Source organism: Exiguobacterium artemiae 255-15 (assembly GCF_000019905.1).
Taxonomy (GTDB): Bacteria; Bacillota; Bacilli; order Exiguobacteriales; family Exiguobacteriaceae; genus Exiguobacterium_A; species Exiguobacterium_A artemiae.
This window is the reverse complement of sequence record NC_010556.1, coordinates 2222553-2239712: the sequence shown is the minus strand read 5'-3', so window position 1 is coordinate 2239712 and position 17160 is coordinate 2222553. Positions and strand designations below refer to the sequence as shown.

Genomic DNA, 17160 nt, shown 5'->3' with positions numbered 1-17160 from the left:
TTCTTTTATGGAAGCTGAGCGGTATAATGATTTGCAATTGTGCAAGAGAGAACTTGTATATTGAGACGTTTATCGAGTCAAGAAAAAATAGAAAGTGCGAGGAAGGTTATCCATGTCGACTGTGAGCAAAAAGCAAGAAACTTCATCCAGTAATACCGGATTCGTTCGTGGAACGATGTTGTTGTCCGGTGCATCACTCATCTCCCGTGCCCTTGGTCTGATTTATCTGTTTCCGTTTCAGTTCATGGTCGGAGCGACGGGAATCATGTTTTACACGTATGCCTATAACTATTATGCCATCATGATTGGTCTCGCAACAGCCGGTATCCCTGTAGCCGTTTCGAAGTTTGTCGCGAAGTACAATGCGATGGGGGAATATGATACAAGCGAGCGTTTATACCGATCCGGCTTAAAAATCATGTCCATCACCGGTATTGTTTCCTTTCTGGCCTTATTCTTACTGGCTCCGTATCTGGCTCACCGGGCAATTCCCGGAGGAGATGTCGACTCGGCTTCTTACGTTGATGCCGTCACGATGACGATTCGCGGAGTCAGTTTCGCCTTGATTCTGATTCCGGCGATGAGTATGACGCGCGGGTATTTCCAAGGGTATCAATCGATGGGGCCGACTGCGATTTCACAAATCTTGGAGCAGATTGTCCGGATCATCTTTTTACTGGCCGGCGTCAGCATCGCGATTTATCTGTTTGATACGGATGCAGCCTGGGCAGCAACGATTGCGACATTCAGTGCCTTCATCGGGGCAATCGGCAGTGTCGCTGTGCTCGTTTATTATTTCCGGAAACGTGCTCCCGGCTTAAAAGCGTTACGCGACGGTCAGACGACGATATCGCCGGATCGCCCGTTATCAGGGTTGTATAAAGAACTGTTGACGTATGCGATTCCGATCGTCATGGTCGGTCTGTCGACACCGCTTTATCAGGTCATTGATCAAAACACGATGAATGCGGCTTTACAAAGCATCGGATACACGCTTGAAGCCGCCGGAAACGCAACAGCCTATCTGATTGCAGATAGTCATAAAATTGTCTTGATTCCGGTTTCGGTCGCGACAGGATTATCCTTATCCGCGACACCACTTTTGACGGCCTCGTTTACACAAGGGGATATGCGGAAAGTCCGGAAACAAATTTCGCAAATTTACCAGCTGGCCTTTTTCGTAACGATCCCAGCGGTCGTCGGTATGATTTTACTGAGTGAAGAGACATTCCATGTCTTATTCCCGAGAGATCAGGCGGCATGGGTCTATTTATTAAGTTATGCACCAAGTGCGTTATTCCTCGCATTGTATTCCGTGACAGCGGCAGTACTGCAAGGAATCAACCGGCAGTATTTCACGATTATTGCGACACTGGCAGGATTGCTGACGAAGTATCTGTTGAACGCACCGTTGATTCACTGGACCGGAGACGGAACAGGGGCCGGATATGCAACCATCCTTGGATACGTCGTCGCAACCGGATTGATGTTCTTCCGAATTACACAAACGGTTCAGTTCCCGTTCAGCACAGTCTTGCGCCGGACGTCACTGATTATGATCATCAGTGCCATCATGGGTGCGAGCGTCGCGCTCGTCAAATGGGGATTAGCAGCTCTGCTTCCCGCTACGACGATCGGTTCACTCATCATCTTAATCGTCGGAGCCGGAATCGGGATTGTCGTCTTTGCAGGTCTTGCCATTTGGAGCGGTCTTGCGGAAGCCGTACTTGGACGAAAATTTTCAATGAAACGAGGACGAGGAAATGCGTCTAGATAAATTACTCTCAAACATGGGAGCAGGATCCCGAAAAGAAGTAAAACAATTACTCAAGTCGGGTGCGATTCAAGTCGATGGCGAAATCGTCTACGACCCGAAACAGCACGTCGATACAGAAAATCAGCAAGTGTTATTATACGGCGAACCGGTCACGTATCAAAAATTCATTTATTTAATGATGAACAAACCGCCCGGCGTAATCAGTGCGACAGAAGATAAGCGGGATCAAACCGTGATTGATTTACTGTTTGACGACGTGACGTACTTCAAACCGTTCCCGGTCGGACGACTCGACAAGGATACGGAAGGGTTGCTCTTGCTGACGAATGACGGATCATTTAATCATGCATTGATGTCACCGAAAAAACACGTCGAGAAAGTCTATTATGCGGAAGTCATCGGTACGCTGACAGAAGAGGACGTGGAGGAAGTTGCAGAAGGGGTCACACTTGAGGACGGCTATAAAACAAAGCCGGGCAAGCTGATCATCTTGGAAGCAACGGACGAAACATCAACACTCGAGCTGACGATTACCGAAGGGAAGTTCCATCAGGTCAAACGGATGATGCTTGCTCTCGGAAAAGAAGTGACGTATCTGAAACGGTTGTCAATCGGACAATTGCCGCTTGATCCGACACTTGAAGCAGGAGAATACCGGGAACTCACACGTGGCGAATTAGCCTTGTTTGACTGGAAACCGGAATGAAAAAAGGGCGCTCTTCTTATAGAAGGGCGCCCTTTTTGGATTATTGATTACGCAACGCTTCTGCAATCGGGAAGGGACCGCTTAATACTTCGAACTGACGTTTTTGAGTCGGGTGATCAATCAAGGTTACGAAGAGGGCCGCGATATCATCACGTGAGACTTCGCGTCCTTCATACGAATCAAAGTGTTCTTTCGTCTCGATCGTACCGCTCGGTTCATCATAACTGAGTGGACCCGGACGGACAATCGTATAATCGAGACCGCTGTCTTTTAAATGACGGTCGGCCGCACCTTTTGATTCCAGATAAACTTTTAAATCACCTTGCGGATGATCGGCACCGATTGAACTGAGCATCAAGAAACGCTCAATCCCGCTTGCTTTGGCCGCATCGATGACTTTAATGGCTCCATCCTGATCGACGGCGCGCGTCAGCTCTTCCGAAGCTCCGCCGGCACCGGCTGCAAAAATAACGACATCCGCATCTTTGACGACATCTGTGACATCTTTCGTTAAATCACCAAGACGGACCTCGGATGCGCCAAGAGCGATTAAGTCATTGATTTGATTTTCTTCCCGTACGACGGCGATTGCTTGATGCTGACCTTGTTTCCCGATCAGTTCAACCATTTTTCGCCCTGTTGTTCCGTTTGCTCCAATGATTAAAATATTCATCTCATCATCTCCTTCTCAAACTAGATATACCCTGCCTGAAAAAAAAATAACAAAAAAAGACGCGAAGGATTCGCGTCGTTACAGAAAATAGTTTGGTGAAACATCTTAATCAGCCGGCTTGTCGTTGTTTTTTACTTGATGTCCAAGTACCGCGTCTTGGGCTTACAATGAGGTTATTGTATTCGAGCACGTTCAAGTCACGCTGGACGGTTCTTGAAGTAATGCCGAACTCTTCAACCAAGTCTGCTGTCGTAGTAGCTCCGTTCTCATTGATATAGAGATAAATCGATTTAATCCGGGTCAACATACGGTCTGTAGAATCTTTCATTGGTATAACCACTCCCCCAATGGATAGAATAGTGTTCTAAAGCTTCGGGTGACAAAAGACGATGATGAATTAAGTTGTTTCGCCTTTAGTATAACTCTTTTAATATAGAATGCAAGTAATTTAACCGAACGTTTTCAAAAAACACATAAACTTTCAATAGTTAATAGCGAATGAAACGTCTTTTATTCATTTTAATGTTCGTTAAAAACGTAATAACAAAAGATTTGGTATTTTGGATGTTCGTAATTGTCAAATTTTCGCTATACTTAAAGGTGAACGAATTAGCGGACAAGGGAGAGAAGTCAAATGGTCAATTGGAAAGAAGAAGTCATGGCACGACGTGAAGATCTCTTAGTTGATTTAAAGGAACTATTACGCATACCGAGTATTCTCGATGAAACGACGATTCAAGAAGGTGCTCCGTTCGGGACGGAAGTCAAACGGGCACTCGATTGGATGCTTGCGCTGGGGGAACAGGATGGATTTATTACGAAGAACGTCGACGGATATGCCGGTCACCTCGAGTATGGTCAAGGAGATGAATTACTCGGAATCCTCTGCCACCTGGACGTCGTACCAGCAGGCGGTGACAATTGGACATACGGCCCGTTCAATCCGACATTAGCCGACGGGAAATTGATTGCGCGGGGTGCAATCGATGATAAGGGACCCACGATGGCGGCGTATTATGCCTTGAAGATCGTCAAAGAGTTGGGGCTTCCGCTTTCAAAACGGATTCGTTTGATTGCCGGTGGGGATGAAGAAAGCGAATGGCGCTGTGTGAATCATTACTTCAAGCATGAAGAAATGCCGACGCTTGGATTTGCACCGGATGCTGATTTCCCTATCATTAACGCTGAAAAAGGATTGTATGACGGATTACTCGTTCAAGGTAAACCCGTAAAAGCAGCAGATACAGGCTATCAACTCGTTCGTTTCGAAGGCGGAGAGCGTCCGAATATGGTACCGGGTCACGCGACGGCTACGGTTCATGTCGCTGAACGGGGAACAATCGAAGAAGATTTCCATCAGTATCTGGAGAAACAAGGTGTGACAGGGACAGTCAAGGAGACGGCTGAAGGACTTGTCTTTGACGTCATCGGGGTCGCGGCGCATGCGATGGAACCGGATAACGGGAAAAACGCAGCCCTTCATTTGGCACGTTTCCTGCATACCCTTCATCTTGATTACAATGGCCGCCGTTATCTCGAGATGGTCGTGCATATGTTCCGTGATTCACGTGGTGTGGCGCTTGGTGTGGCTGCATCCGATGAAACCGGCGACTTGACGATCAACGGAGGCGTTTTCCGTTACGGACAAGGGCAAGGGACGGCTTCGCTTAATATCCGTTATCCTTATAGTGCTGATTTCACAGAACGCTTACAGTTGATTAAAGAAGCAGCCATCGCATACGGGTTCGAACTTCAAACACGCACACATATGCCGCCGCATCATGTCGATCCGAACCATGAACTAATCCGGACACTCAGTGCGGTCTATGAACGGCAAACAAATCAAAAGGCCGACTTGATTGCGATCGGTGGCGGAACCTACGCCCGTTCATTGACAGCTGGTGTTGCATTTGGACCTGTTTTCCCGGGCGGACCGGAAGTCGCGCACCAAGTGGATGAGTATGTTGATTTTGAAGAGTTGTTATTAGCCGTCGCCATCTATGCAGAAGCGATTTACGAATTGGCGAAATAAACATCTGTTCATCTGAAAAACCAATTTATAAGGAAATGAATCCCCCGAATCCATTGTGATAGGGGGATTGATTCTTGAAGGAGAGTCAGTTGTGATCCATCGTCAAAAATATCATTTTCAAGCCCTGTATTTTTTCATCTTCTTTGGGCAAGGTGCACTTATTCCCTATTTGGCACTGTATTTTTCCAATGATGCGTTTCAATTATCAGCATCGGAAATCGGAACGATTGTTGCAGTAGGTCCCGTATTATCGATTGTCTTACAGCCGATTTGGGGAATGGCCGCCGACCGGTTCGGGCGACCGAAACGTTTACTGTTGGTGGCCTTACTCACGGCAGGTCTCTTAACCATCAGTTATTTACTGACTTCTATTTACTTATTTCTGTTATTGATTTCTTCACTCTGGGCGTTGTTCCAGTGCGCACATATTCCGCTCGTCGATACATTGGCGATTGAATTCTCCAAAAGAAAATCAGTCGACTACGGGGCGTTACGCTTATTTGGCTCCGCCGGTTTTGCGCTCGCTGTCTTTATTCTCGGACAGGTGACGGAACAGGGCTCGCTCGGTGCAATTTTTTATGCGAGTGGAACAGCACTCGTTCTCGGATTTCTGGTGTTGATTGGAATTGAAGAAACCCCTGTTTCGACGGTCGAACGTGAACACATTCCATTGAAGGCCTTGTTTTCGAATAAACGTTTTTTACTGTTTTTAGCAGGCGGCAGTTTAGTGTTTGGACCGATTTTTGCCAACAATTATTACTTCGGCAGTTACGTGACGATTCGTGGAGAGTCGACGGCACTCGTCGGAACGCTGTTTTTTGTTGCGGTGTTATGCGAAATTCCATTCATGCGTATTGCGACACGAGTCATGATGCGGTTTGGGCCGATTCCTGTCTTGGTGTTTATTTCCGTCTTATCCGCGTTGCGGACCGGAATCTTGGCGCTTGAGCCGCCAATTTTTACACTTTGGATTTTGGCGGCATTACAAGGATTCATCATCGGTCTGTTGATTCCTGTCGCTCTTGATTATGTCCGTTCGCTGGTACCGCCTTCAACAGTGGCGACGGCAGTCAGTACGTATATGGCGACGACGACCGGTCTTGCGACGGCATTATTCAATTTAATGAGCGGGATTGTTTTGGATCAATGGACCATCTACGCGGTATTTTGGGTATATACAGGTAGTAGCCTGTTAGGTGCTTGTTTGTATCTGATCAGCTCAAAAATCAAGGAGTGATCCGTATGCAAAAACACTTTTTCATCGCCATTCCGGTTGCTGACGAGACGTTGGCGCGATTCGCGTCTTCCCTGAAACTTGAGCGTTATTACAAAACGGTATATGAACCGAACGAATATCATCTGACACTGCGTTTTTTAGGCTCACTAACCAATGACGAGTTGAGAAACTGGCGGCGTCAGCTGACGGAGATTACGCAAATGACTTCCGCCTTTACTTTAAAATTAGATCACCTTGAACGATTTGGATTAGCAGAACGACCCCGTGTCTTTGCTGCCGGACCGGCATATGAGGAAAAACTGTTTCAGCTTGCCCGGCAGATTGATCCGAATCCGGCTAAACCGTTTGTTCCACACATTACCCTTGCGAAGAAGTGGAATCAAGAAGTGTCGCTCCACCCACCCGAACAAACACCTGCCGCCAGCTTACATGTCAAAGAAATCGTTCTGTATCAGATTTGCCCGGACAATCAACCGCGGTATCAGGCAGATACACGATTTCAATTTGGGAAGAATGAACGAGGTGATATGATTGGCATTATTGATGAAACTTTATGATTTAGAAAGCCGTTACGAAAGAAATCCGCTCGAAACTTCAAAACGTTTTAAAGATCAGCAGCTTGTTGATTATGCGAACGTCTTGAAAAAATGGGAGACGGGTGAATTGTTCCCGGGTGAGACGATCATCCGGCCGAAAAAATGGTGGCAGCCTTTTAAGAAACCGGAAATGTTTCAGGTGCCGGGAAAACAAATCTCGAAGTCTGCTTTTGATAAATGGTACAAAAAGCGAGTGGAAGTTCAAAAGTTAATTTATGTCGCGGGCGGAGCGACGGAGGATGACATCTGGCGGCTTCCTTTAAGACGACACCTGGATTTTTATCAGATGCTACATCTCTTGAATGATCAATTCGGTATGTTTTACCGTGCCGTCATTCAGTACCAGCAAGGAGAAGTGGAACTCAGTCCGTTTGTCGTAGGGCCTTCTGCCATCTATATACTGGATTGGTTAGACGGCGAAGAGAGCATCTATCACATCAAACGCAGTAAACTGTGGCGCGAACAACCATTCAAAGCCTCGCCGAAAAACATCGTTAATCCGTTAATCAGTTTAAAACGGACAGAGGATATCCTGCGATTAATTTTAGGTTCCGAATTCATGTTGCCAATCGAGCGTGTCGTCATAGCGTCACAAGGCTATTTCGATCAAATGCCAAAAGAGACAACGACGACTTACGTCAGTAAAATTGATTTTACAGAGTGGTTGCGGAAAATGAATCTGTCGGCTGTGCATACAAAAGCTTTTCAGATGCGCGTATGCGAACAGATTTTAAAAGAGACCGTTTCGGTGACATTCCAAATGGCACTGAACAGTCAGGAAAACGGGCGGATTCAAAAATAGGGAGGGAAGCGGCAAGATGTTTGCTTGTCGCGTAAACAGATGATAAATAATGAATTGGAAACGCAACAAGTCAGATTGTATTCAGTTGAGTTCGTGACATTTCAAACCATCTTAATGGAAACCGAAACACCGTTTGGACAAGGTGAGTTTTCGCTCGTCTGTGATGGTGAGCCGATGGACTACTCCATCGAAAATCGAGAAGATATGGACGGAACAATCAAACTGACACTGCTGCTCGACCGGGCGGTTGAATTGGAACGCTGTTATGAAATCATCTTACCCGATCAGGAACGAGTCCGCGTGCTGCCAAATCGGATTGTACAGACGGCAGGATTTGATCGCAAATACAGTTATGAAGGACCTTTGGGTGCGGTCTATGAAACCGACATGATTTCCTTATATGTCTGGTCCCCGCTGGCTGAACGGTTGGAATGTATCCGCTACGATCAAGACGGTGTCGAAAGGGACAGCCGGGACTTTGAACGGCAAGAACGCGGCGCGTATCGGTTAGTGGTTCCCCGTTCATGGGAGAACAGCCTGTACCGTTACCGGGTCACGACGTATCAAGGAACAGAGGAAGTTGTTGATCCTTATGCCAAGGCTGTCAGCGTAAATGGACAATTCGCGGTTCTGCTTGATGTCGAGCAAGAAATCAACCGACAGTTTCCACATCGGCAAAAACGGCCGTTGTTAATCAAACCGACAGATGCCATCCTTTATGAAGCACATATTCGGGATTTCACGATTGATCCGTCTTCCGGTTCTCATTATCCCGGACAATACCTCGGTATGACGGAAACAGGGACCGTATCACCGGAAGGACGCTCGACAGGCATCGATTATTTACTGGACCTCGGTGTGACTCATCTCCAACTGTTACCGGTTCATTTGTTTACGACGACGGAAGAAGTGAGCCGCCTTCCTTACAATTGGGGATACGATCCTGTTCAGTGGTTTTCACTGACAGGCTGTTATGCCAGCGATCCAATCGATCCAAAGGTCCGGATTCTTGAGTATGTCGGGATGATTGAACGGCTTCATGCAGCGGGAATTCGAGTGACGTTTGACGTAGTCATGAATCATGTCTACATCCGGGAACGGTCAGCGCTCGAATACCTGGTGCCGGGCTACTATTTCCGCTATGAAATGGACGGAACACTTGCCAATGGAACTGGAGTCGGGAATGACACCGCATCGGAACGGTTCATGATGCGACGGATGATTGTGGACTGCCTGACCTATTTTGCAGACATTTTTCATGTGGACGCCTTTCGTTTCGATTTGATGGGCATTCATGATGTTGAGACGATGAATCATGTCCGGTCAGCATTAGATCATATTGATCCGACCATTCTTGTGTACGGCGAAGGATGGGACTTGGCGACACCATTACCGCAACGTCAAAAGGCAATCAGTTCAGTCGCTTCACAAATGCCGCGAATCGGTCATTTTAATGATGTTTTCCGGGATGCTTTAAAAGGCTCGACGTTCAATGAAACAGACTGTGGTTTTGTATCGGGCAACGGTTGGTGGGAAGGGGAAGTACACAACGGAATGGCCGGCAGTATCACGTTGAATGGTCAGACGACGGGGCGTTTCCCTGAGCCGACGTATTCGATCAATTATGTGGAAGCACATGACAATCACACCTTGTACGACAAGTTGACACTCGCCCGGCCGGACCTCGATGAAACGACACGGTTACAGATGAGCCGACTGGCCCAAACGATTATATTTTTATCAGCCGGCATCCCGTTTCTTCATGCCGGACAAGAGTTCGGCCGAACGAAACAAGGCGTCGAGAACAGCTATAATGCACCTGATGCGATTAATCGGGTGGACTGGACGTTACGGGACCGCCAGGCACAGATGGTCGAGTATTTAAAAAACATCTTGCAAATCCGTCGGATGCACGGTGGATTCCGGTTGCACCGAGCTAACCAAGTGCAGGAACTGATGCATTTTTTGCCGATGCAACCTGGAGTCATCGCATACGAAGTAGGGGCTGTTCATTCCTACGATGCCTGGCAACGGACGCTTGTCGTGCATAATGTGACGTCTGAGAAGATTGATATCGTGCTGGATCATCCTAGATGGAATGTGCATGTTTATGGAAACGAAGCATCTATCACACCGATTGAGAAGGGTGTTTCGCAGATCACGGTCCTTCCGTTGTCAACAACGATCGCCACATGTTAAGATAATCATTGTGCCTTAAGGCAAATCTACTAAAAAGTTGAGCGGATTATAATGGAATTAGATATTTTAGATGCGCTTGGCGAAGGCTGGACCCTTACGCCAGCAGGCGGAATTACGGGAGAAGCATACATTGCCTCAACGGGGCAGTCAAAACTCTTTTTAAAACGAAACTCCTCGCCATTTTTGGCGATTTTATCAGCGGATGGTATCGTGCCGAAGCTGCTTTGGACAAAGCGGATTTACAGCGGAGATGTCATCAGCGCCCAGCAATTCATCGAAGGTCAAGAGTTGGAACCGGAAATGATGGAACGGCCGGAAGTCGCAAGGTTGCTCGGAAAGATTCATGATTCGAAGGAACTGTTGTTCATGTTACAACAATTGGATCAGCGTCCGATCGAACCGGATGAACTCTTGCGGCAGTGTCGTTTATATTTTCAACCTGCTGAACTGGCACAACCGGAATTGATTGAACAGGCCATCGACTATTTGTCCGAGCGGTTACCTTACGTCCGGACAGACGAGCAAGTCGTCTGCCATTCGGATTTAAATCATAATAACTGGTTGGTCGGAACAGACGGACATCTGTATCTTAATGATTGGGATGATGCGATTATCGCAGATCGTGCGTATGATCTGGGGATGATGTTATACAGTTATGTCGATGAAGAGTGCTGGCCAGAATGGTTTGCGCATTACGGACATCCGTTGACGAAAGATTTGAAACAACGCATGTACTGGTACGTCGTGGCGCAAGCAGTACTCTCGATTTACTGGTATGAAGATACCATGCATCCTGATGCAACAGAGAGTTATCTTTTTTTAGCGCAATTGCTGGAAATGGAACAGGAAGATTAAAGCGGCGATCTGTTCAAGACAAGAATTTTAAAACACTAAAGAAAAACGTGCGGACACAAGTGATTCTGTGTCCGCACGTTTTTTTAGCCTTCGGCAATTTGGATTTCTTTTTCGATATCATGACTTTCAAGATCAGCTGTCCGGTACGCTGCTGTCGTCGGCAAACGTAAGTCCAACTTTGGTTTTTCCTCGAATGTAACGGTTACGTCTTGTACCGTATAGTCGAAGACATGTCCACCACCGCTTCGTTCCTGATCGATGAAATGAAGATGGTAGCCGGCGACTGCGATTCCATGACCAAACCGGGGTGTGAAATAACCGGCTAACGTACCGTCGATGTGTTCGAATGTCCGGGCGCTTTGTGTCGCGACGGCTTCAGTGATTGGACGGAATGGTTTTTCCTGCCGAGCGACAGTTCGTGTCTTGACCTCGGAAAATCGTCCTTCAATCCGGACGGCGTAAAAGCTGTTGATCGTACCAAGCTGTTCACTTAGCCAGTGTTCAAAATCAGCTTTAGACATCGTTTGCTTCACGGACAACGACTGTTCGGGAACGAATCGCGTAAGAGAACAGAACGGAGTTGTCGTTTTGAGGTCGAGCGGACGGGCGCTGCCGTCCGACCGCAGTTGATAAAAGGAACCGTCAAAACCAATCATTTCCCCGTCGAGATGATCGAATGTACCGATTCCGAAATCATAACCGGGAAGAATCGATTCATAGCGTGTTTCACTTTCGAATACACCGTCGAGTAAGGCCATCATTGTCGAAATCTGAAGTAATGTATCGTCATGCTGCATCGCTTTCATCTCCTTATCAGTTCAATTGATCCAAGTGTACCTCTTTACCGAGTGTAATGTTATCGCTGTAGTCGATCGGAACATCCACGATGACAGGTCCCTCTGTTTGCCATGCTTCTTCCATGACCGAGATGAGTTCGGACGGATGATTGACACGGAGTCCTTTTGCGCCGAAGCTTTCAGCGTATTTTACTAAATCGACTTCTCCGAACGAGGTACCGGATTTCCGTTTGTATTTCATTTCCTGCTGGAATGCTACCATATCAAACCCGCTGTCCCGCCATACGAAATGGACGAGCGGAGCATTCAGGCGGACTGCCGTTTCCAGTTCCATGGCGGAAAAGAGGAATCCACCGTCGCCGGAAATCGAGACCGCTTTTTTACCCGGACGGACGAGCGTCGCGGCGATTGCCCAAGGTAATGCGACACCAAGTGTCTGCATGCCGTTGCTGAACAAGAGATGACGAGGCTCGTACGACCGGAAGTGACGTGCCATCCAGATGTAATGCGATCCGACATCTACTGTGACCGTGACGTCGTCCGCGATTTGTTCGCGTAATGTTTTCATGAAGTAAAGCGGATGAGTCAGTGGTGAGTCCTTCACGATTGGCGGGATGTCCCGTTCTTCTAGACGTTGTTGAAGACCGTGTAAAAATTCAGTTGAGCTTGCCGGAAGTGTCAATGCATGCAAACGTTCTGATAACGCATTGATGGTTGCTGCAACATCACCGACGAGTTCCCGGTCCGGACGATAGAAGTGATCGATTTCGGCCCGCATCTGATCAAGATGAATCAATGTCCGCTCGTGAGACGGTTGATTCCAGAATTTCGGATCATATCCGATTGGATCGTATCCGATCGATAAGACGAGATCGGCTTCAGCAAGCAAGGCGTCTCCCGGTTGGTTACGGAAAAGACCGACCCGTCCGTAAAAATTAGATTCAAGCTCGCGTGACAACGTACCGGCGGCCTGGAATGTCTGAACGACCGGGATCGACACGCGTTCGAGCAAAGCACGGATGGCCTGAACGACACGCGGTTGACTCGAGCGCATACCGAGTAACAAAACCGGTAACTTCGCTTGTTCAATCAGGGTAGCCGTCTCATCAATCCATTCTTCTGGAGCGATTCCGAGTTTAGGTGCTTCGACCGCTTTGAACGAAGTGACGTTCGCTTCATTTAATCCGACATCCTGCGGAATGCTGACAAAAGCGGCACCGGACGTCGTTTCCGCTGTCCGGAAAGCATTGGATAAGACTTCAGGGATATTGTCGGCATCTTGAACTTCAGCGCTGAAGTTGGTAATCGGTTTGAACAGTGCCTGGTTATCCATCGATTGGTGGGTCCGTTTCAACCGATCGGCTCGTGTGACGGCACCGGCAATCGCGACGACAGGGTCACCTTCCGAGTTGGCCGTGACAAGACCGGTCGCGAGATTGGAAGCACCGGGTCCTGACGTGACAAGTACCACGCCGGGTTTGTCCGTCAAGCGGCCGATTGCTTGTGCCATGAACGCGGCATTCTGTTCATGACGTGCGACGATCAGTTCCGGTCCCCGGTCCTGCAGAACATTAAAGACAGAGTCAATTTTCGCTCCAGGAATCCCGAAGATATAGTCGACACCCTGTTCGATGAGGGTATCGACGACCAAATCGGCTCCTGTTTTCTTCTGTACTAAGTCATTTGAATCACTGTTTTGTTTTTCTTTCATTACAATTCTCCTTTTCTACCAGTAGTTTTGGTTGTTCGATAGCTGTAATATAAAAACTGTTTCGTGAAAAGTATACATCTGTTTCAATGAGAAACCAAGGTGAATCCTTCAGAAACTAAAAAAGACACCTTGTGATCAACACAAGATGTCTACCGCTAACTGTTTATTCCGCATTCACTTTTCCGAACGTCGCCCAGACGAAAAGAGCCGTTACACCCATGACGAGAACGATCGGAGAACCCCACGCAATCAAGAAGTCTTCCAACATTAAAACCTCCTTTAGGAATCATCGTACTGTAAGTGTAGTAGATTGCTCACTTATTCTCAAGTGACGATCTGCTGAACATTCTTTTGGGAGAATGAAGAACATCTTATATATTTACCCGAATCATGATAAACTTATCTGCGGATAATTTAAGAATCGAAAGGATGAGCAGTATGCGTTTACGTCACAAACCATGGGCACTGGATTATATGAAAGAGCAATCCTCCATTTATATAGCAGACCCGTCGACTCTAAAAGGAAACTGGTCGAATGAATTTAAGAATGAGAATCCGATTTACATCGAAGTCGGATCAGGTAAAGGCGCCTTCATCACAGGGATGGCAAAACAGTATCCGGAGGTCAACTTCGTCGCAATCGAACTGTTTGAGAGTGTTGCAGTCGCCATCGTTCAAAAGATGGTGGAAGAACCGCTTGCTAACGTCCGTGTCTTGACGGTCGATGCCAAAGACTTGCGTGACTTCTTTGAAAAAGGAGAGGTGGCCCGTGTTTATTTGAACTTCTCCGATCCGTGGCCGAAATCACGGCATGCGAAACGCCGCTTGACGTACAAAACGTTTTTGGCAACCTATGAAGATATTTTACCGGAAAAAGGGCAGATTCATTTCAAGACGGATAACCGGAAATTATTTGAATCAAGTCTGATGACGATGTCTGCTTACGGGATGACATTTGATTGGATGTCACTTGATTTACATGCCAACGAGCCGGAAAATAACGTCAGAACGGAATACGAAGAACGATTTTCAGCAATGGGTCAACCGATTTATCGGATGGAAGCAACGTATACAAAATAATTTAGACAAAAAGTTTTCTTATTTTCCTAGCATTTCTTTCACACTTTTTTCTTATTAATTGGTACAATGTTGTTGACTGAAGAACTGTATTTACAGGTAAAGGGGGAAATTGGGGATGTGGCAAAAAAGCTTAGCCTTCGTAACGGCACTCTTTCTCGCATTGAGTATCGGACAATCGGTATTCGCTGCGATTGATACGTCATCTATGCAAAAAGCACTTGACGAGGATTTGAAGAGTACACATTACGACTATAAAAAAGGTTCTGTAGAAATTGAAGATCCAAAAACATTCACTGGTGAAAAAGGTGAAAATATTATCGGTGGAATCGCGGTAATCGAGACAGTTCGTGATGGAATCTTCATCACGATCAAACGTGAAATTCATTTCTACAACGCAGACAGCGGTAAATTACTTACAAGCGCAGATGCGGCTAAAGTAAAAGGCGTCAAAGAATACATCGACAGCAACTCGGATAACCTGCACCAAAAGGTGGTTTACTGGTTGCCGATGTTACTGATGTTATTAATCATTGCAGTACCAGCTATCATGCTATACGTTGTTGTACCGCGTCTGTATTCAACAAGTGAATACATGAACCCGATCTACGAACGTAATGATAACCCGCGTTAATCTTTTATGAATTAAATGAAAATCCCTTTTCTACCCGAATTACCGGGTGCGACAAGGGATTTTTTTTGATGAATTCAGACGAATAAGACGAGTAAAAAAGCAATGATGGCCGGAAGCCCTTGTTTGAAAAGAATTGAGGTGTTGGCAGTAGCTGCACCATACAGAGCGGCGACGATGACACAACCGAGGAAATACAATTGGACCGCTGAGGAATCAAGGATCAGCCCGAAAATCAGACCAGCGGCAAGAAAACCGTTATAAAGACCTTGGTTGGCAAACAGTGTCCGGATCTGCGGATTGGAGACGGCTTCTTCGGTCAGACCGAATGTACGCCGGGCAGATTTTGATGACAGGAAAAACATTTCAAGTGCCAGAATATAAAAATGTTCCACAGCGACTATTAAAACGAAGAGAGTAGCGAGTAAAGACATGTCGAGTGTCTCCTTTCTGAAAAAAAACCATACTTCGTCGATCGAAGTATGGTCCGTCTATTATGCGTATTCGAGTAAAGCACCTGTTTCCGCATCAACTGTGAATTGATACGTTTTTTCATCGTCACCTTCAAGGACCGAGATGCCACCTTTGTAGCTTTGGTAGTCACGTGACTCGTATGCGTACGCCTCTGGTGTTGCAGAGATCCATGCACCTTGGACACGTCCTTTTGCTGAAAATGTGCGTTTCGTGATTTCGAGCGCTTCCTCGGCAGAGAGTTGTTTGTTGTCGACAGCCTTCTTGACTGCGAAAGCGGCAACGACCGCTGCTGCGAGACCGATAATCCAATAGCGTTTTTTCATTAAAATTCCCCTCCTTACAGGTTCTATTCCTACTGTACCAAATAATCCGTCCAGTGAGAAACAAAAGGTTAAGTGATTGAAGCAAAATTTTGTATAATGAATGAACAGGAGGGGATACATATGAATGAAAAAACAAGAGACTTGTTTCGAACATTGACAGAATTGAACGGTGCACCCGGGTTTGAACATGATGTCAGACGCTTTGTGAAAGAACGGATTACACCGGTGACGGATGAAATCGTCATGGACGGTCTTGGTTCAATTTTCGGAAAACGCACGGGTCAGGCGGATGGTCCGAAAGTTATGGTTGCCGGTCATATGGATGAAGTAGCTTTCATGGTCACACAGATTACGAAAAACGGGATGCTCCGGATTCAACCGCTCGGTGGCTGGTGGAGTCAGGTTCTGCTTGCACAACGTTTTTCGATTTGCGGCGATAACGGGATCATTCCCGGTGTCATTGCGTCAACACCACCACATTTGCTGACGGATGAAGTCCGGAATAAACCGATGGCGATCAAAGATATGTTCATCGATGTCGGGGCAGACTCAAAAGAAGAAGCGGAATCCTTTGGTATTCGTCCGGGTATTCCGGCTGTCCCGTTTTTCCCGTTCACACCGATGGCGAACCCGAAAAAAATCATGGCCAAAGCATGGGACAACCGCTACGGCGTCGGGATGGCAATTGAGTTGTTGGAAGAAACGACAGCAGCGGATCATCCGAACGTCTTATTCTCAGGTGCAACGGTTCAAGAAGAAGTCGGCTTGCGCGGTGCACAAACGGCCACCAATCTGATTGATCCGGATGTTGCTTTTGTCGTCGACGCCTCACCGGCCAACGATGCTTCAGGAGATAAAACGGAATTCGGTCAGCTTGGTCAAGGACCGTTGTTACGTATTAAAGACAGCGTCATGATTTTATCGAAAGAAATGACGGATTATGTGCTCGATACAGCGGAATCGAACAATATTCCGTATCAATATTACGTCGGAGCAGGTGGAACGGACGGAGGCGTCATCCATCGTTCGAACAACGGAATTCCAACGACGGTCGTCGGTCTTCCGGCACGTTATATCCATACACATGCTTCAATCATGCACACGGATGACTATGATGCGGCAAAAGAATTACTGAAGAAACTGGTCACGCAACTGGATGCGACGACACTTGCGACGTTACAAATTAAATGAACGTGATAGAAGAGGGGATCGTTGCGATCCTCTTTTTTTTGGTTTCAACTGTCTTGTCAGATGAAAAACAAATGTATGA

General features: G+C 46.9%; 18 protein-coding genes. 11 read left to right on the top strand and 7 right to left on the bottom strand.

The features are described 5' to 3' along the window. The first annotated feature begins 112 nt into the window (after positions 1–112). Both EXIG_RS11590 and EXIG_RS11585 read left to right on the top strand, forming a co-directional pair. Complete coding sequence (locus tag EXIG_RS11590; protein ID WP_012371141.1) at positions 113–1777, top strand: putative polysaccharide biosynthesis protein; 1665 nt, start codon at positions 113–115, stop codon at positions 1775–1777. Continuing rightward, positions 1764–2483, top strand: coding sequence for a pseudouridine synthase (locus tag EXIG_RS11585; RefSeq protein WP_012371140.1), 720 nt, complete (start codon positions 1764–1766; stop codon positions 2481–2483). Before EXIG_RS11590 ends, EXIG_RS11585 begins: the two co-directional genes overlap by 14 nt. A gap of 40 nt (positions 2484–2523) precedes the next feature. On the opposite strand, the gene EXIG_RS11580 is transcribed toward EXIG_RS11585, so the two are convergent. Both EXIG_RS11580 and EXIG_RS11575 read right to left on the bottom strand, forming a co-directional pair. Further along, on the bottom strand, positions 2524–3156 hold the full coding sequence (locus tag EXIG_RS11580) for an SDR family oxidoreductase (protein WP_012371139.1): 633 nt from the start codon (positions 3154–3156) through the stop codon (positions 2524–2526). Positions 3157–3265: 109 nt separating this feature from the next. After that, the gene (locus tag EXIG_RS11575) at positions 3266–3484 is read right to left on the bottom strand and encodes a DeoR family transcriptional regulator (RefSeq protein WP_012371138.1); all 219 of its coding nucleotides are present in this window, start codon (positions 3482–3484) and stop codon (positions 3266–3268) included. Positions 3485–3790: 306 nt separating this feature from the next. On the opposite strand from EXIG_RS11575, the gene pepV reads away from it, so the two are divergent. From pepV to EXIG_RS11545, 6 genes are all read left to right on the top strand, one after another. Then, the gene (gene pepV, locus EXIG_RS11570) at positions 3791–5188 is read left to right on the top strand and encodes a dipeptidase PepV (RefSeq protein WP_012371137.1); all 1398 of its coding nucleotides are present in this window, start codon (positions 3791–3793) and stop codon (positions 5186–5188) included. Positions 5189–5279: 91 nt separating this feature from the next. After that, a complete protein-coding gene (locus EXIG_RS11565) occupies positions 5280–6425 on the top strand; it encodes an MFS transporter (RefSeq protein WP_012371136.1) in 1146 nt (381 codons plus the stop codon). A 5-nt stretch (positions 6426–6430) separates the two neighbouring features. Further along, entirely contained in the window at positions 6431–6982 is a 552-nt protein-coding gene (gene thpR / locus EXIG_RS11560) for an RNA 2',3'-cyclic phosphodiesterase (RefSeq protein WP_012371135.1), read from the top strand. Then, positions 6957–7823 (top strand): hypothetical protein, encoded by an 867-nt coding sequence (locus EXIG_RS11555; RefSeq protein WP_012371134.1) that lies wholly within the window; start codon positions 6957–6959, stop codon positions 7821–7823. Before thpR ends, EXIG_RS11555 begins: the two co-directional genes overlap by 26 nt. Positions 7824–7862: 39 nt before the next feature. After that, entirely contained in the window at positions 7863–10022 is a 2160-nt protein-coding gene (gene pulA, locus EXIG_RS11550) for a type I pullulanase (protein ID WP_012371133.1), read from the top strand. Positions 10023–10073: 51 nt separating this feature from the next. Beyond that, on the top strand, positions 10074–10877 hold the full coding sequence (locus EXIG_RS11545; protein ID WP_012371132.1) for a phosphotransferase family protein: 804 nt from the start codon (positions 10074–10076) through the stop codon (positions 10875–10877). An 83-nt stretch (positions 10878–10960) separates the two neighbouring features. On the opposite strand, the gene budA is transcribed toward EXIG_RS11545, so the two are convergent. The 3 genes from budA to EXIG_RS16260 all read right to left on the bottom strand — a co-directional run bounded on the left by budA (position 10961) and on the right by EXIG_RS16260 (position 13650). After that, positions 10961–11674, bottom strand: coding sequence for an acetolactate decarboxylase (gene budA, locus EXIG_RS11540; RefSeq protein WP_012371131.1), 714 nt, complete (start codon positions 11672–11674; stop codon positions 10961–10963). Between the two features lie 16 nt (positions 11675–11690). Continuing rightward, positions 11691–13385, bottom strand: a complete 1695-nt coding sequence (gene alsS / locus EXIG_RS11535; protein ID WP_012371130.1) for an acetolactate synthase AlsS — start codon at positions 13383–13385, stop codon at positions 11691–11693. Positions 13386–13548: 163 nt separating this feature from the next. Continuing rightward, entirely contained in the window at positions 13549–13650 is a 102-nt protein-coding gene (locus tag EXIG_RS16260; protein ID WP_413230418.1) for a cytochrome bd oxidase small subunit CydS, read from the bottom strand. Positions 13651–13823: 173 nt separating this feature from the next. Between EXIG_RS16260 and trmB the strand changes: the two genes are divergently transcribed. Both trmB and EXIG_RS11525 read left to right on the top strand, forming a co-directional pair. After that, positions 13824–14465, top strand: a complete 642-nt coding sequence (gene trmB / locus EXIG_RS11530; RefSeq protein ID WP_012371129.1) for a tRNA (guanosine(46)-N7)-methyltransferase TrmB — start codon at positions 13824–13826, stop codon at positions 14463–14465. A 115-nt stretch (positions 14466–14580) separates the two neighbouring features. Beyond that, positions 14581–15096, top strand: coding sequence for a hypothetical protein (locus EXIG_RS11525; protein ID WP_012371128.1), 516 nt, complete (start codon positions 14581–14583; stop codon positions 15094–15096). A 74-nt stretch (positions 15097–15170) separates the two neighbouring features. On the opposite strand, the gene EXIG_RS11520 is transcribed toward EXIG_RS11525, so the two are convergent. Together EXIG_RS11520 and EXIG_RS11515 are read right to left on the bottom strand one after the other, a co-directional pair. Next, positions 15171–15527, bottom strand: coding sequence for a DUF1304 domain-containing protein (locus EXIG_RS11520; protein WP_012371127.1), 357 nt, complete (start codon positions 15525–15527; stop codon positions 15171–15173). A 60-nt stretch (positions 15528–15587) separates the two neighbouring features. Continuing rightward, a complete protein-coding gene (locus tag EXIG_RS11515) occupies positions 15588–15890 on the bottom strand; it encodes a PepSY domain-containing protein (protein WP_012371126.1) in 303 nt (100 codons plus the stop codon). 120 nt (positions 15891–16010) lie between these two features. Here EXIG_RS11515 and EXIG_RS11510 point away from each other — a divergent pair, with 120 nt between their 5' ends. Continuing rightward, a complete protein-coding gene (locus EXIG_RS11510) occupies positions 16011–17081 on the top strand; it encodes a M42 family metallopeptidase (protein WP_012371125.1) in 1071 nt (356 codons plus the stop codon). Positions 17082–17160: the final 79 nt, after the last annotated feature.

Coding starts and splice junctions, on each gene's coding strand:
- EXIG_RS11590 (WP_012371141.1), top strand. CDS start 113: ATGTCGACTGTGAGCAAAAAGCAAGAAACTTCATCCAGTAATACCGGA.
- EXIG_RS11545 (WP_012371132.1), top strand. CDS start 10,074: ATGGAATTAGATATTTTAGATGCGCTTGGCGAAGGCTGGACCCTTACG.
- EXIG_RS11515 (WP_012371126.1), bottom strand. CDS start 15,890: ATGAAAAAACGCTATTGGATTATCGGTCTCGCAGCAGCGGTCGTTGCC.
- EXIG_RS11525 (WP_012371128.1), top strand. CDS start 14,581: ATGTGGCAAAAAAGCTTAGCCTTCGTAACGGCACTCTTTCTCGCATTG.
- EXIG_RS11575 (WP_012371138.1), bottom strand. CDS start 3,484: ATGAAAGATTCTACAGACCGTATGTTGACCCGGATTAAATCGATTTAT.
- thpR (WP_012371135.1), top strand. CDS start 6,431: ATGCAAAAACACTTTTTCATCGCCATTCCGGTTGCTGACGAGACGTTG.
- budA (WP_012371131.1), bottom strand. CDS start 11,674: ATGCAGCATGACGATACATTACTTCAGATTTCGACAATGATGGCCTTA.
- pepV (WP_012371137.1), top strand. CDS start 3,791: ATGGTCAATTGGAAAGAAGAAGTCATGGCACGACGTGAAGATCTCTTA.
- alsS (WP_012371130.1), bottom strand. CDS start 13,385: ATGAAAGAAAAACAAAACAGTGATTCAAATGACTTAGTACAGAAGAAA.
- EXIG_RS11510 (WP_012371125.1), top strand. CDS start 16,011: ATGAATGAAAAAACAAGAGACTTGTTTCGAACATTGACAGAATTGAAC.
- EXIG_RS11585 (WP_012371140.1), top strand. CDS start 1,764: ATGCGTCTAGATAAATTACTCTCAAACATGGGAGCAGGATCCCGAAAA.
- trmB (WP_012371129.1), top strand. CDS start 13,824: ATGCGTTTACGTCACAAACCATGGGCACTGGATTATATGAAAGAGCAA.
- EXIG_RS11580 (WP_012371139.1), bottom strand. CDS start 3,156: ATGAATATTTTAATCATTGGAGCAAACGGAACAACAGGGCGAAAAATG.
- EXIG_RS11520 (WP_012371127.1), bottom strand. CDS start 15,527: ATGTCTTTACTCGCTACTCTCTTCGTTTTAATAGTCGCTGTGGAACAT.
- pulA (WP_012371133.1), top strand. CDS start 7,863: ATGATAAATAATGAATTGGAAACGCAACAAGTCAGATTGTATTCAGTT.